This is a genomic window from Streptomyces sp. NPDC087422 (assembly GCF_044744145.1).
Classification (GTDB): Bacteria; Actinomycetota; Actinomycetes; order Streptomycetales; family Streptomycetaceae; genus Actinacidiphila.
This window is the reverse complement of the sequence record NZ_JBIUXT010000020.1, coordinates 54,534-68,003: the sequence shown is the minus strand read 5'-3', so window position 1 is coordinate 68,003 and position 13,470 is coordinate 54,534. Positions and strand designations below refer to the sequence as shown.

Genomic DNA, 13,470 nt, shown 5'->3' with positions numbered 1-13,470 from the left:
GATTTCGAGGAGGTACCCCGGACCGGCACCGACCAGGCACAAGCGGCACCCGCAGACGAAGAAAACACCCGCACGGGTGGGCGGGCGGGCAAAAAAGACACCACTTGACTTGTGAGCCACGCGATATATCGTGAATGCACGAGACGCGATATGTTGCGTCCCAAGGCGCACCCGAGGAGGGGCACGATGAGCGGCATGTCGTCGGACCGGACCGTGGCGGAGCCGGAAAAGTTCGTGTTCGAGGAGCCCGTCGACACCCTCTGCGTGCGCATCGTCAACGGCGCCGTGAACGTCGTCGGCACCGACGACGGCCCCGCACGGGTCGAGGTCACCGAGATCGACGGCCCGCCGCTGAAGGTGTACCACCGCGGCGGCACCCTCACCGTGACCTACGACGACCTGCCGTGGAAGGGCTTCCTGAAGTGGCTCGACCCCAAGGGCTGGCAGCGTCACGCGGTCGTGACGCTCGCCGTCCCGCAGCACACCAAGGTCGAAGTGGGAGTCGTCGGCGCCGGCGCCGTGATCTCCGGGATCGCCGGGGAGACCAGCGTCCAGGGGGTCAACGGGGACACGACCCTCGTCGGCCTCAGCGGCCCGGTGCGGGCCAACACCGTCGCGGGCAGCGTCGAGGCCCAGTCCGTCTCCGGCAGCCTGCGGATCAACACCGTCTCCGGTGACCTCACCGTGGTCGAGGGCAGCGGCGCCGAGGTCAAAGCGGACTCCGTGAGCGGCAACATGGTGCTCGACCTCGATCCGTCCGCGGGGGCGGACGTCCGGCTCACCAGCGTCTCCGGCGAGATCGCCATCCGTATCCCGGAACCGGGCGACGCGGAGGTCGACGCCAACACCACCAGCGGCCATGTCTCCTGCGCCTTCGACGAATTGCGCGTCACCGGGCAGTGGGGGGCCAAGCGCATCACCGGCCGGATCGGTTCCGGCGGGGCGCGCCTGAGAGCCACCACCGTCTCCGGCGCCATCGCCCTGCTGCGCAGGCCGCCGCTGGAGGACGCGCCCTCGTTCCGGAAGGACATCTGACATGGCGCCCGTCTTCGCCCACGGCCGACTCCGGCTCTACCTGCTCAAGCTGCTGGACGAGTCGCCCCGGCACGGCTACGAGGTGATCCGGCTGCTGGAAGAGCGTTTCCAGGGGCTGTATGCGCCCTCCGCGGGCACCGTCTACCCGCGGCTGGCGAAACTGGAGAAGGAGGGCCTGGTCACGCACTCCACCGAGGGCGGCCGCAAGGTCTACGCCCTCACCGACGCGGGCCGCGGCGAGCTGTCCGACCGCGCCGACGAGATCGCGGGCCTGGAGGCGGAGATCCGCGAGTCCGTCTCCACGCTGGCCGCCGAGATCCGCGAGGACGTCCGGGGCGCCGCCGGTGATCTGCGCCGCGAGGTGCGCGCCGCCGCGCAGGAGGCGCGTACGCCCCCGTCGCCCAAGCACGAGTGGCGCGAGCAGGCCGCGCGCGCCAAGGAGGAGAGCCGCCGGGCCAAGGAGGAGGCGCGCGACGCCCGCCGCCAGGCCAAGGCCGCGCGCGAGGAGGTCGAGCGGATCGCCCGCCAGGTCCAGGAGCAGGTGCAGTCGCACGTACGCTCCGGCGACTGGCAGGCGGGGCTGCGCGACGGTCTCGCCGAACTCACCAAGGAGCTGGGCCGGTTCGGCAAGGGCATGGACGTACCGACCACGCCCTGGGGCGCGCCCGGTACGCCCCCGGTCTGGGCCGACGCCACGGCCGAGCCCGCCCAGGAGACGGAGAAGGAGACGGAGGAGGAGACGGAGAGGGAAGGGAACACGTCGGCGACGTCGGACGCGGACACGGAAGCGCCCGAGCCCGCGGACGACGACACCCCGCCGTCCGCCGACCCCTTCCGCGACCTCGAACGCCTGGTGGACCGCTTCCGCGACGACATCCGCGACTCGGCCCGCGACCTGGGCGTCAACGACACCCAACTGCGCGAGGTGAGGCGCCACTTGTCCGCCGCGGCGGCGCACATCGCGGCGGCCCTGCACCTCCCGCCCACGTAACGCGGGCCGCTTACACGGTCAGCACGACCTTCCCGAACAGCTCCCCGGCGGCGAGCCGTTCGAAGCCCTCGCGGGCGCGGTCCAGCGGCAGTACGGAGTCGATCACCGGCCGTACGCCGCTGGCCGCGCAGAAGGCCAGCAGGTCCCGCAGCTCCTCCTTGGAGCCCATGGTCGAACCGACCACCTTCAGCTCCAGGAAGAAGATCCGGTTCAGCTCGGCGGCGGGCGGATTCTGCCCGCTGGTGGCGCCGGAGATGACGAGCGTGCCGCCGGGCCGCAGCGACTTGACCGAGTGCGACCAGGTCGCCGCCCCGACGGTCTCGATGACGGCGTCCACCCGCTCCGGCAGCCGCGCGCCCGATTCGTACACCGCGTGCGCGCCCAGTTCGAGCGCGCGCTCCCGCTTGGCCGCGTCCCGGCTGGTGGCGTGCACCCGCAGCCCGGCGGCGCGGGCCAGCACGATCGCGGCGGTGGCGACACCGCCGCCCGCGCCCTGCACGAGGACCGCGTCGCCCGGCCGTACCCCGGCGTTGGTGAAGAGCATGCGGTACGCGGTCAGCCACGCGGTCGGCAGGCAGGCCGCCTCCTCGAAGGAGAGTTCCTTCGGCTTGGGCAGCACATTCCAGGCCGGTACGGAGACCCGTTCGGCGAAGGTGCCCTGATAGTGCTCGGTGAGGATGGAGCGGCGCTCGGTGGGGCCGACCCCGTGACCGGTCTGGCCGATCACGGAGTGCAGCACCACCTCGTTGCCGTCCTCGTCGATCCCGGCGGCGTCGCAGCCGAGGATCATCGGCAGGCTCTCCCGGCCGAGGCCCACCCCGCGCAGCGACCACAGGTCGTGGTGGTTGAGCGAGGCGGCCTTGACCGTGACGGTGGTCCAGCCGGGGCGCTCCGACGGCTCCGGCCGCTCCCCCAACTCCAACCCGCTCAACGGCTTGTCGGCGTCAATACGTGCGGCGTATGCGGCATACATGCCGTCGACCCTACGGTCGGTCCCGGCGCCCGAGGAACCGCCACGGCATGTGACGCTCCGCGCACCCCGGGCCGCGGTCAGCGGCGCGCCACCCCTTCCGCCCGCGCGGCGGCGGCGACGGCCGCGGTCACGGCGGGGGCGACCCGCGGGTCGAAGGGCGACGGGATGACGCACTGCGGCGAGAGCTCGTCGGCGACGACGGCGGCCAGCGCCTCGGCGGCGGCGATCTTCATCCCCTCGGTGATGGCCGAGGCGCGCACCTGGAGGGCGCCCGCGAAGATCCCGGGGAAGGCGAGCACATTGTTGATCTGGTTCGGGAAGTCGCTGCGCCCGGTCGCCACGACCGCCGCGTACTTGTGCGCGACGTCCGGGTGGATCTCCGGCGTGGGGTTGGCCATCGCGAAGACGAACGCGCCACGGGCCATCGTGGCGACCGCGGACTCCGGGACCGTACCGCCGGAGACCCCGATGAAGACGTCGGCGCCGTCCAGCGCGGCCTCCAACGGCCCGGTGAGACCCGCCTTGTTCGTATACGAGGCCAGCTCGCGCTTGACCGGGTTCAGGTCGTCGCGTCCGGCGTGCACGATGCCCTTGCGGTCGGTGACGGCGACGTCGCCGATGCCCGCCTCGACGAGGATCTTGGCGATGGCGACCCCGGCCGCGCCCGCGCCGGAGATGACCGCGCGCAGGTCGCCGAGGGTACGGCCGGTGAGCGTGCAGGAGTTGCGCAGCGCGGCGAGGGTGACGACGGCGGTGCCGTGCTGGTCGTCGTGGAAGACCGGGATGTCCAGCCGCTCCTGGAGCTTGCGCTCGATCTCGAAGCAGCGGGGGGCGGAGATGTCCTCCAGGTTGACGCCGCCGAAGGACGGGGCGAGCCGGACCACGGTCTCCACGATCTCGTCCACGCCGGTGCAGGCCAGCGCGATCGGCACGGCGTCGACGCCGCCGAACTGCTTGAAGAGGATGGCCTTGCCCTCCATGACCGGCAGGGACGCCTCGGGGCCGATGTCGCCCAGGCCCAGCACCGCGGTGCCGTCGGTGACGACCGCGACGACCTGGGACTTCCAGGTGTAGTCGTGCACCAGCTCCGGCTTGTTCGCGATGGCGGTGCAGACCTCGGCGACACCGGGTGTGTACGCGAGCGACAAGTCGTCGGCGTCACGGACCGGCACGGTCGAGGTGACCTCCATCTTGCCGCCGCGGTGCAGGGCGAAGACCGGATCGATGGGGAACGCGTCGTCCGTACCGCTCATGCCGTCCGCACTGTCCGTACTGTCCGTACTGTCCGCATCGGTCCGGGGATTGACGATCTCCGCTGCCACTTTTTGACCCCTTTGTCTGAATGATGAATGAGGGTACTCCGCCCGAAGGGGGTGGAGGTGGGCTCGGCGTCCGCGTCACCAGGTACGAGTGAGCAAGGTGACGGCCGACGCCAGGCGCGCCGCACGCACGCCATGGGCCCCGGATGAGGGGTGAGGACCCGTTCTACCGGAAGTCGGTTCCGGCGACGAGTGGGAATTGATCGGCATGGCCTCCGCGTGGTCCGGCCTTGGTGTGCCGGCCTGGTGGAGGCCCGGGGATCGCCCGTTATCCGATTTTGACACAACGGGAACCCTGCCCGGGGGTGTCCGGATGGCAAGATGCACAGATCACACACGGTGGCGGTACTCGATGGCGTGTGCCATGTCCACTGCACGACCCCCTCACTTCCGCAGGAGGACACAGCGATGACCGCATGTACGACCCGGCGTTCGGCCGCTCTCACTCGTCTCACCGCGGTCGCCGCCATAGCGGTCGCCGGCACTCTGGTACTGACCGGATGCGGCGACCAGACCAAGAAGGACAAGCCCGCGAACACCGTCACCCCTAGTGGGACGGGGTCCTCGGCGACCTCGGCGGTCGCCCCGCTCTTCTCGAAGCTCCCCCAGAAGTACCAGGACTCCAAGACGATCAAGGTCGGCACGGACGCCTCCTACGCGCCGATGGAGCAGACCGAGAACGGCAAGATCGTCGGCATCGACCCGGACATCGCGGACGCGCTGGCCAAGCAGCTCGGCGTCACCTTCACGTTCACCAACGGCAAGTTCGACGGCCTGATCACCTCCATCTACACCGGCCGCTCGGACATCGTGATGTCCGCTATGAGCGACACGAAGGCCCGCCAGGGCGGTCTGGACGACAAGGGCAAGAAGATCGGCAAGGGCGTCGACTTCGTCGACTACTACACCTCCGGTTCCTCCCTGCTGGTGAAGAAGGGCAACCCGAAGGGCGTCAAGTCCCTGGCCGACGTGTGCGGGCAGACCGTGGCCGTCCAGCGCGGCACGATCTACGACGACGCGTTCGAGGCCCAGAAGAAGGAGTGCGGCTCCAAGGGCCTGACGATCCAGAAGTTCGACACCGACTCCGAGGCGCAGACCCGGGTGAAGGCGGGCGGCGCGGTCGCCGACCTCAACGACACGCCGGTGGCCGCGTACATCGCGCAGAAGTCCGGCAACGGCAACGACTTCGAGGTCGCGGGCTCCCCCGCCGACGCCGGTCCGTTCGGCATCGCGGTCAGCAAGGACAACACGCAGCTCAGGGACGCGCTGAAGGCGGCCATGGACGCGATCATCGCGGACGGCACCTACGCGCAGGTGCTGCAGAAGTGGAACGCGAGCAGCGGCGCCATCGCGTCGGCCGCGATCAACGGCGGTTCCTGACGTGGCATCGGGCACACCGACCCCCTTCGAGAAACCATCGGGCGACACCCCGCCGCAGGACGCCCCGCCCCGGGACACCCCGCCGCGGGACCCGCTGCGGAAGGACACACGGCCGGCCACGCCGTACGAGGCCATCCGCGCGGTCCCGGTACGGCACTACGGGCGCTGGGTCAGCGCCGTCGTGGTGGTCGTGCTGCTGGGGTGGCTGGTCTACGCGTTCTCGCAGGGTGATGTCATCTGGGGCACGGTCGGGGACAAGGTCTTCGACCAGCAGGTGCTCAAGGGTCTGTGGCACACCGTCCTGATCAGTGTGTGCTCGATGGCGCTCGGCCTGGTGCTGGGCGTGCTCTTCGCGGTCATGCGGCTGTCGAAGAACCCGGTGACGGGGGCGGTGTCCTGGCTGTACATCTGGTTCTTCCGGGGCACCCCGGTGTACGTGCAGCTCCTGATGTGGTTCAACCTGTCGCTGATCTTCCCGGTGATCAACCTCGGGCCGATCTACAAGAACGACACCGTCGCCGTCATGACCCCCTTCGTGGCCGCCCTGCTGGGCCTCGGCCTCAACGAGGGCGCGTACATGGCGGAGATCGTGCGGGCCGGCATCCAGTCGGTGGACGAGGGCCAGACCGAGGCGGCGCACGCGCTCGGCATGACCGGCGGCAGGACCATGCGGCGGATCGTGCTGCCGCAGGCGATGCGCGTGATCATCCCGCCGACCGGCAACGAGTTCATCAACATGCTGAAGACCTCCTCGCTGGTGTCGGTGGTGCAGTACACCGAAGTGCTGCGCGCCACCTCCGACATCGGGTCCGACTCCGGCGCCGTGATGGAGATGCTGTTCGTGGCCTCCGTCTGGTACCTGGTGCTGACCAGCGTGTTCAGCGTCGGCCAGTTCTATCTGGAACGGCGTTACGCGCGTGGCTCGCTGCGGAGTCTGCCGCTCACGCCGTGGCAGAAGGTCATGTCCAACCTGTCCACCCTGCGCCGACCGAAGGTGGCCTGATGAGCGTCCAGCCGATGGTGAAGTCGGAGGCCGTCCACAAGTCGTTCGGCGCCGCGCACATTCTCAAGGGCATCGACCTGGAGGTCGCGCCCCGCGAGGTGTTCTGTCTGATCGGTCCCTCCGGTTCCGGCAAGTCCACCTTCCTGCGGTGCATCAACCACCTGGAACAGATCAACGCCGGGCGGCTGTGGGTCGACGGCGAACTGGTCGGCTACCGGCAGCAGGGCGACCGGCTGCACGAGTTGCGGGACCGCGAGGTCGCGGCCAAGCGCCGGGACATCGGGATGGTCTTCCAGCGGTTCAATCTCTTCCCGCACATGACGGCGATCGAGAACGTCATGGAGGGTCCGGTCCAGGTCAAGCGCGAGCCCAAGGCGGTGGCGCGGGAGCGCGCCGTACGGCTGCTCGACCGGGTCGGCCTCGGCGACAAGGCGGCGAACTACCCGTCGCAGCTCTCCGGCGGGCAGCAGCAGCGGGTGGCCATCGCGCGGGCGCTGGCCATGGAGCCGAAGCTGATGCTGTTCGACGAGCCGACGTCGGCGCTCGACCCGGAGCTGGTCGGCGACGTCCTCGACGTGATGCGGGGGCTGGCCGAGGACGGCATGACGATGATCGTGGTCACGCACGAGATGGGGTTCGCCCGTGAGGTGGGCGACGCTCTGGTCTTCATGGACGACGGTGTCGTCGTCGAGTCGGGTCATCCCCGGGAGGTGCTGGGCAATCCGCAGCACGAGCGCACGAGGGCCTTTCTATCAAAGGTACTGTGACGCGACGCGGGACCACAAGGGGGTACGGGCCTCGGGCCCGTACCCCCTCCGTCGTACGCCCGGCGTCAACTCCCGCGCGATCAGGGCTACTTGAGGCCGAGCACGAGGGCGTCGCTGGGCGAACTCCACACACCCCGGGCCTCGGAGAAGCCCGCCTCGCGCAGTGTGCGCGCGTGCCATTCGAGCGGCGGGGTGTCGCCGTCGGCGTGCTCGCCGTAGATCTCGAACCGCCTGGCGGTGGGCTCGGCGAGCACCGGGTCGGCGGCGGCGAGCTGCCACCACTGGCTCCAGTCCAGGGCGCCCTCGGCCTTGGCCCGGTCCATCCGGGCGTGCCGCTGCGCGCGGTCGGCCGCGTTGAGGACGGGGGTCGCCGGGTCCGGCATGTGGTCGGCGTTGAGGAAGACCCCGCCCTCGCGCACGAGTCCGGCGAGCTGCCCGTACAGCGTCCGGAGCGCGTCGCTGTGCAGCCAGTGCAGCGCGGTCGCGGTGAGCACGGCGTCGTACGAGTCGTGCGGCAGCTTCTCGGTCCAGCGCGGGTCCTTGAGGTCGGCGGTCACAAGGGTGACCCTGTCGTCCCCGGCGAAGGAACCGGCCGCGATGGCGAGCAGCGCGGGGTCCAGGTCGACGCCGGTGCTCCTGGCCGCCGGGAACCTCCGGAGCAGCCGGTCCGTGATACTTCCGGTACCGCACGCGAGGTCCAGCACCCTGGGCGCGGTGCCGACCAGTGCCTCGACCATGTCCAGCATCACCCGAAAGCGTTCCTCGCGGTCGGGCATGTACCACTCCTGCTGGCGGTCCCAGCTCCGCTGCCAGTCCTGCCAGACACTCTCCGTCGCCACAGCCACACCAGCCTCCGTTTCGTAATACCCTGATAGCCCGTTCAGCCATTACCGAGACTAGACCGCCCCCAGTAAGGACCACAAGTGGAACTGGCTTATTACTCGGAATACGCCGTGCGCCTCGTGAACACCGAGGAGCCCAAGCGCGGCACGGACGCGCTGACCTCGGTCGAGGCCGTACGGGAGTTGATCGGCGCCGGTACGCAGGCCGCCGCGCGGGCGGTCGACGCCGATGTGGCCCGGCTGCGGGCGGTACGTATCCGGCTGCGCGGGATCTTCGAGGCCGCCGACGAGGGCGACGAGGTCCGGGCGGTGGACCTGCTCAACGCGCTGATGCTGGAGTTCCCGGTCAGCCCGCAGATCTCCGGGCACGACTATCCGGACGACGCCACGGGACGCCCCGACTGGCACATGCACCTCGCCGACCACGCGGCGAACGCCGGCGCGTCGTACTCGGCCACCGCCTGCATGGGCCTGGCCGTCCAGCTCACCACGCTCGGCGTCGACCGGCTCGGCATCTGCGAGGCCGCGCCGTGCCGCAACGCGTACGTGGACACGTCGACCAACCGCTCCCGGCGCTACTGCTCCGACCGGTGCGCCACCCGCGCCAACGTCGCGGCCTACCGGGCCCGCAAGCGCCTGGAGAACGACCGGTCGGGCCGCAGCAGCCGCACGCAGGACGCCGCCCAGGAGGCCGCCCCCGCCACCGACCGCTGAACCTCGCCCGGTGGCCGGAACCGGCCCCGCGCACGCGCCATGACCAGCTCGTCGGGCACCGCGCCGAACTCCCGGCTGTCGTTCTCGACGAACGTGTTGTCGCCCAGCACCCACCAGCCGCCCTCGCGCCGCTCCACGGCACGCTTGACGATCAGCAGGTCCTGCTGCAACGGGTGCCGCAGCACCACCACGTCGCCCTCACGCACCTGCTCGGCGCCACTGGCGATCCGCTGGATCAGCAGCCAGTCCCCGTGCAGCAGCGTGGGTGCCATCGACGGACCAGTGACCTCGACCAACTGCCACGACAGCCTGGCCCCCTGCTCCCGCATCCTGCGCCTCCTGGTTCGTTCCTCCACCGACCCCAGAGTGGCACCAGACTTTTGTCCTAAGCCACCTGGGGCACCCGAGAAAACGACTCTCCCAGGGAGTAATCTCCCACGTGGAAAGACGATCACGAGGAAGGACAGCCATGTTCACTCGCCTGTTCGCGCCCAAGGTCAAGGTCAGCGCCCACTGCGACCTGCCCTGCGGCGTATACGACCCTGCCCAGGCCCGCATCGAGGCCGAGTCCGTCAAGGCGGTCCAGGAGAAGTACCAGGCCAACGAGGACGCGGACTTCCGCACCCGTGCCGTTCTGATCAAGGAGCAGCGCGCGGAGCTGGCCAAGCACCACGTCTCGGTGCTCTGGAGCGACTACTTCAAGCCCCCGCACTTCGAGAAGTACCCGGAGCTGCACCAGCTCGTCAACGACACCCTCAAGGCGCTCAGCGCGGCGAAGGCGTCGAACGACCCGGCGACCGGACAGAAGGCCCTGGACTACATCGCCCAGATCGACAAGATCTTCTGGGAGACCAAGCAGGCCTGACCCCCCGGTTCACCCCGGAGCGTCAACCGCCCGCGCCCGGCCGTCACCCATACGGCCGAGCGCGGGCGTTTTTCTAGTCCCCGTCATCATTCAAGAATGTGGCGTGCGCCACAGCGATGGGCTGTCACATCGTGCCGTCCGGCGCACTCTTATGTAGCGCCGGAGGAAACCGGCACGATCACAGAACGTCCCCGTCCGTCAGGTCCCCCGTACCGGCGGACGGGGGCTTTTTGTCTCGGGGCGCCCGCTCACAGGACGTCGGCCAGCTCCTGGAGCAGCCGCCGCTTGGGGCGCGCGCCGACCAGCACCTTGACCGGCTCGCCCGCGCGGAACAGCAGCAGCGTGGGCATCGACATCACGCCGTACGCGGCCTGGGTCGCCGGGTTGGCGTCGACGTCGAGCTGGACGATCCGCAGCCGGTGCGACTCCTCGGCGGCGATCTCGGCCAGCACCGGGGCGATCATCCGGCACGGCGGGCACCAGTCGGCGGTGAAGTCGACCAGGACGGGCAGGTCGGAGCCGAGCACCTCGGCGGCGAAGGTCGCGTCGGTGACGGCGGGGACGGATGTGGCGGTACTGGTCATGGTGAATCCCTTTCACTGACGGACAGTTCGCACATCGGCTCGGGGGCGTTCCCCACCCCGCCCGGCCCGGCCTCCAGCTCCGCGCGGGCGAGCTGGGCGGCGACCTGGGCCCGTACCTCCTGGAGCCGGTCGACGACCGCGTCCAGCTCGGCGAGCTTGCGCCGGTAGACCTCCAGCGAGGCGGCGCAGGTGTCCCCCGCCGGGTGCCCGGCGCGCAGGCAGTCCACGAACGGCCGGGTCTCCTCCAGGCCGAAGCCGAAGTCCTGGAGCACCCGGATCTGCTCCAGCAGCCGCAGATGCTCCTCGTCGTACGACCGGTACCCGTTGCCCGACCGGTCGGCCGGCGGCAGCAGGCCCAGGGACTCGTAGTAGCGGAGGGTCCGGGTGGTGGTGCCCGCCCGTTCCGCGAGTTCGCCGATGCGCATACGGACGACGTTAGACCTTGACGTACGCGTCAAGGCCAGGACGATTTCCGGCCGCGCTGGCAAAAAGTTCCAAGATTTACGTCCAGGTGGTTGCTTACTGCCAGTCCGGCTCGACAGGCTGCGCGGAGCAGTTTCTTGACGTACCCCCGACAGTTTTGCCCCGCACACCCCCGCACACGCCCCCGAACACCCCCGGACGACAGCCCCACCACGCAGACCCACGCACACGCGAGGAGCACGGATGCACCGCCCGCTCAGACAACCGCGCAGCCGCAGAACCCTCACCGTGGCCGCCGCGCTCTCCCTGCTGGCCGGCCTCTCGGTGACCGCCGTCACCACGACCTCCGCCACGGCGGACGACCCGCGGACCGCCCGGCAGGCGGAATTCACCGCGGCGGCCCACGAGTTCGGCGTACCGCTGCCCGTACTGGAAGCCGTGTCCTTCTACGAGACCCGGTGGGAGGCACACGCCGGGCAGTCCAACGCCGAGGCCGGATACGGCCCGATGAACCTGACGAACCTCACCGCCGGGGACCTCGACGCGGACGGCCTGACCACCCAGTCGCCGCGCTACGCCGACCTGTTGAAGGCCCCTGCCGAGCACACCGCCGCCGTCGCGGCCGGACTCCTCGGCACCGACACCGCCGCCGTGCAGAGCGACGAGACGCTGAACATCCGCGGCGGCGCCGCGCTCCTCGCCTCGTACGCCAAGGGCTACGGCCACGGCAGGCTGCCGCGTGACATCGACGGCTGGTACGCCGCCGCCGCCCGCTACAGCCAGTCGACCGAGAACAAGGTCGCGCAGACCTTCGCCGACGGCGTGTGGGACACGATGCGCGCCGGCGCGACCCGCACCACGCAGGACGGCCAGCACATCACCCTCGCGCCGACCGGGCACCTGCGCCCGAACCGCGACGACGTGCGCAAGCTGGGCCTGAAGGAGGTCACTCCGCCCAAGAGCTCTCGGAAGCCGGAGTGCCCCACGTCGCTGAACTGCGACTTCATACCCGGCGCGTACACCCTGCTCGACCCGTCGGACCTCGCGGACTACGGCAGCCACGACCTCGCCGACCGCCCCCACGGCAACCTCGACGTCCGCTACATCACGCTGCACAGCACCGACGAGACGTACGACGGCACGCTCGACCTCTTCCGCGACCCGACCTACGCGGCGGGCGCGCACTACGTCGTCCGCTCGCAGGACGGCCACGTCACGCAGATGATCCCCACCAAGGACATCGCGTGGGACAGCGCGAACCGCTCCTTCTACCAGCACTCGATCGGCATCGAGCAGGAGGGCTGGGCGACGCACGGCGCGAGCTGGTACAGCGAGAACCTGTACCGCTCCACCGCCCGGCTCGTGCGCTACCTCGCGGCGAAGTACGACATCCCGCTGGACCGCGCGCACATCCTCGGCCACGACAACATCCCCGGCGGCACCGAGAGCGGCGTCGCCACCCAGCACTGGGACCCCGGACCCGGCTGGGACTGGGAGCACTTCTTCGACCTGCTCGGCGCGCCGATCCGCGCGACCGCCAAGCCGGGCAGCGCCGTCGTCGCCATCAAGCCGGGCTACGCGCGCAACAAGCAGACCACCACGTACTGCGACGACGTGCAGGGCTACAAGCAGTTCCCCGGCCCGTACCGCGCCTTCGACTGCCCGGTGACGTCCACCGACGTCCCGTCGAGCTTCGTACCGCTCCACACCGCGCCCAGCACGAGCGCGCCGCTGGTCGCCGACCCGTATCTGCACCCGGACGGCAGCGCGGGCACCACCGCGATGAACGACTGGGGCGACAAGGCACCGGCCGGTGAGCAGTACGTCGTCGCCGAGCGCAGGCCCGGCTGGACCGCGATCTGGTGGGGCGGCACCGAGGCCTGGCTCCAGGACTCCGCGCAACACCCGGCCACCGTCCCGGTGAAGGCGTCCCGCATCGTCCCCAAGGCCGGGAAGACCTCGATCCCCGTCTACACCACGGCCTACCCCGAAGCCTCCGTCTACCCGCCGGACTTCGTGGCCTTCGAGGGCGGCGTCGCCCCCCGCGCCCAGCTCGCCCGCACCAAATACACCATCCCGGCAGGCCAGTCCTATGTCTCCGCCGGCCCCGCCGAGTACACCGACTCCTACTTCGCCATCTACTACGACGGCTCCGCCCCGTACGACCAGCACGATTTCGTCGGCACGACCAAGGTGTACGAGATCGTCTACAACCACCGCGTCGCCTTCGTGAACGCGGCCGACGTCGACGTCATCCCGGCCCACTAGCTTGGCTTGCAGCCCGCCATGTCCGAGCGCGCAGTTCCCCGCCCGGGCAGGCCGGCTTCTTCCGGCGCGCGGAGAACTGCGCCACCCGCCCTCACCGGCCGGTGGTCCGGCGACAACCGGCCTGCCCCGCTGGGGCGGGCGGTGACCTGCGGAAGCGCTTCGGCTGAGCGCGCAGTTCCCCGCGCCCCTACGGGGCGCAACCTTCCCCGTCCGGGCAAGCCGGGTTTCAGGGGCGCGGGGAACGGCGCGGCCAGCCCCCACCGGCCGGTGGACCGGCGACAACCGGACTGGCCCGGCGGGGCGGGT

14 protein-coding genes are annotated in these 13,470 nt (G+C 70.3%); 8 read left to right on the top strand and 6 right to left on the bottom strand.

The features are described from left to right. The first annotated feature begins 186 nt into the window (after nucleotides 1-186). Both ACIO6U_RS35810 and ACIO6U_RS35805 read left to right on the top strand, forming a co-directional pair. Nucleotides 187-1,035, top strand: coding sequence for a DUF4097 family beta strand repeat-containing protein (locus ACIO6U_RS35810; RefSeq protein WP_391161595.1), 849 nt, complete (start codon nucleotides 187-189; stop codon nucleotides 1,033-1,035). A 1-nt stretch (nucleotide 1,036) separates the two neighbouring features. After that, the gene (locus tag ACIO6U_RS35805) at nucleotides 1,037-2,026 is read left to right on the top strand and encodes a helix-turn-helix transcriptional regulator (protein WP_401725596.1); all 990 of its coding nucleotides are present in this window, start codon (nucleotides 1,037-1,039) and stop codon (nucleotides 2,024-2,026) included. A gap of 10 nt (nucleotides 2,027-2,036) precedes the next feature. On the opposite strand, the gene ACIO6U_RS35800 is transcribed toward ACIO6U_RS35805, so the two are convergent. Then, a complete protein-coding gene (locus tag ACIO6U_RS35800; RefSeq protein ID WP_391122423.1) occupies nucleotides 2,037-2,999 on the bottom strand; it encodes a zinc-binding dehydrogenase in 963 nt (320 codons plus the stop codon). 77 nt (nucleotides 3,000-3,076) lie between these two features. Further along, the gene (locus tag ACIO6U_RS35795; RefSeq protein ID WP_401725593.1) at nucleotides 3,077-4,321 is read right to left on the bottom strand and encodes an NADP-dependent malic enzyme; all 1,245 of its coding nucleotides are present in this window, start codon (nucleotides 4,319-4,321) and stop codon (nucleotides 3,077-3,079) included. 405 nt (nucleotides 4,322-4,726) lie between these two features. On the opposite strand from ACIO6U_RS35795, the gene ACIO6U_RS35790 reads away from it, so the two are divergent. Genes ACIO6U_RS35790 through ACIO6U_RS35780 form a run of 3 tightly spaced genes read left to right on the top strand, consistent with a single transcriptional unit; the run spans nucleotide 4,727 to nucleotide 7,468 of the window. Continuing rightward, the gene (locus tag ACIO6U_RS35790; protein ID WP_355347262.1) at nucleotides 4,727-5,698 is read left to right on the top strand and encodes an ABC transporter substrate-binding protein; all 972 of its coding nucleotides are present in this window, start codon (nucleotides 4,727-4,729) and stop codon (nucleotides 5,696-5,698) included. Nucleotide 5,699: 1 nt separating this feature from the next. Further along, a complete protein-coding gene (locus ACIO6U_RS35785) occupies nucleotides 5,700-6,701 on the top strand; it encodes an amino acid ABC transporter permease (protein ID WP_401725589.1) in 1,002 nt (333 codons plus the stop codon). Then, the gene (locus ACIO6U_RS35780; protein WP_355347265.1) at nucleotides 6,701-7,468 is read left to right on the top strand and encodes an amino acid ABC transporter ATP-binding protein; all 768 of its coding nucleotides are present in this window, start codon (nucleotides 6,701-6,703) and stop codon (nucleotides 7,466-7,468) included. Before ACIO6U_RS35785 ends, ACIO6U_RS35780 begins: the two co-directional genes overlap by 1 nt. A gap of 86 nt (nucleotides 7,469-7,554) precedes the next feature. Here ACIO6U_RS35780 and ACIO6U_RS35775 read toward each other — a convergent pair whose 3' ends face one another. Then, complete coding sequence (locus ACIO6U_RS35775; protein WP_391044393.1) at nucleotides 7,555-8,313, bottom strand: methyltransferase domain-containing protein; 759 nt, start codon at nucleotides 8,311-8,313, stop codon at nucleotides 7,555-7,557. Nucleotides 8,314-8,391: 78 nt separating this feature from the next. Here ACIO6U_RS35775 and ACIO6U_RS35770 point away from each other — a divergent pair, with 78 nt between their 5' ends. Next, a complete protein-coding gene (locus tag ACIO6U_RS35770) occupies nucleotides 8,392-9,024 on the top strand; it encodes a CGNR zinc finger domain-containing protein (RefSeq protein WP_401306459.1) in 633 nt (210 codons plus the stop codon). Here ACIO6U_RS35770 and sodX read toward each other — a convergent pair. Next, nucleotides 8,928-9,353, bottom strand: coding sequence for a nickel-type superoxide dismutase maturation protease (gene sodX, locus ACIO6U_RS35765; RefSeq protein ID WP_355347270.1), 426 nt, complete (start codon nucleotides 9,351-9,353; stop codon nucleotides 8,928-8,930). The two genes, ACIO6U_RS35770 and sodX, sit on opposite strands and share 97 nt — an antisense overlap. A 140-nt stretch (nucleotides 9,354-9,493) precedes the next feature. On the opposite strand from sodX, the gene sodN reads away from it, so the two are divergent. Beyond that, on the top strand, nucleotides 9,494-9,889 hold the full coding sequence (sodN, locus tag ACIO6U_RS35760; RefSeq protein ID WP_355347273.1) for a superoxide dismutase, Ni: 396 nt from the start codon (nucleotides 9,494-9,496) through the stop codon (nucleotides 9,887-9,889). Between the two features lie 248 nt (nucleotides 9,890-10,137). Here the strand turns inward: sodN and trxA are convergent, their stop codons facing one another. Both trxA and ACIO6U_RS35750 read right to left on the bottom strand, forming a co-directional pair. Continuing rightward, nucleotides 10,138-10,473, bottom strand: coding sequence for a thioredoxin (trxA, locus tag ACIO6U_RS35755; protein WP_401725584.1), 336 nt, complete (start codon nucleotides 10,471-10,473; stop codon nucleotides 10,138-10,140). Continuing rightward, nucleotides 10,470-10,898 (bottom strand): MerR family transcriptional regulator, encoded by a 429-nt coding sequence (locus tag ACIO6U_RS35750; RefSeq protein ID WP_355347279.1) that lies wholly within the window; start codon nucleotides 10,896-10,898, stop codon nucleotides 10,470-10,472. The genes trxA and ACIO6U_RS35750 overlap by 4 nt, the downstream gene beginning before the upstream one ends. Nucleotides 10,899-11,139: 241 nt before the next feature. Between ACIO6U_RS35750 and ACIO6U_RS35745 the strand changes: the two genes are divergently transcribed. Continuing rightward, the gene (locus tag ACIO6U_RS35745; RefSeq protein WP_401725581.1) at nucleotides 11,140-13,164 is read left to right on the top strand and encodes an N-acetylmuramoyl-L-alanine amidase; all 2,025 of its coding nucleotides are present in this window, start codon (nucleotides 11,140-11,142) and stop codon (nucleotides 13,162-13,164) included. The last annotated feature ends 306 nt before the right edge of the window (nucleotides 13,165-13,470 follow it).

What these genes read in the sequence shown, in the direction of transcription:
- ACIO6U_RS35810 (WP_391161595.1), top strand. Translation starts at nt 187, where the DNA reads ATGAGCGGCATGTCGTCGGACCGGACCGTGGCGGAGCCGGAAAAGTTC.
- ACIO6U_RS35805 (WP_401725596.1), top strand. Translation starts at nt 1,037, where the DNA reads ATGGCGCCCGTCTTCGCCCACGGCCGACTCCGGCTCTACCTGCTCAAG.
- ACIO6U_RS35800 (WP_391122423.1), bottom strand. Translation starts at nt 2,999, where the DNA reads ATGTATGCCGCATACGCCGCACGTATTGACGCCGACAAGCCGTTGAGC.
- ACIO6U_RS35790 (WP_355347262.1), top strand. Translation starts at nt 4,727, where the DNA reads ATGACCGCATGTACGACCCGGCGTTCGGCCGCTCTCACTCGTCTCACC.
- ACIO6U_RS35780 (WP_355347265.1), top strand. Translation starts at nt 6,701, where the DNA reads ATGAGCGTCCAGCCGATGGTGAAGTCGGAGGCCGTCCACAAGTCGTTC.
- sodX (WP_355347270.1), bottom strand. Translation starts at nt 9,353, where the DNA reads ATGCGGGAGCAGGGGGCCAGGCTGTCGTGGCAGTTGGTCGAGGTCACT.
- sodN (WP_355347273.1), top strand. Translation starts at nt 9,494, where the DNA reads ATGTTCACTCGCCTGTTCGCGCCCAAGGTCAAGGTCAGCGCCCACTGC.
- trxA (WP_401725584.1), bottom strand. Translation starts at nt 10,473, where the DNA reads ATGACCAGTACCGCCACATCCGTCCCCGCCGTCACCGACGCGACCTTC.
- ACIO6U_RS35750 (WP_355347279.1), bottom strand. Translation starts at nt 10,898, where the DNA reads ATGCGCATCGGCGAACTCGCGGAACGGGCGGGCACCACCACCCGGACC.
- ACIO6U_RS35745 (WP_401725581.1), top strand. Translation starts at nt 11,140, where the DNA reads ATGCACCGCCCGCTCAGACAACCGCGCAGCCGCAGAACCCTCACCGTG.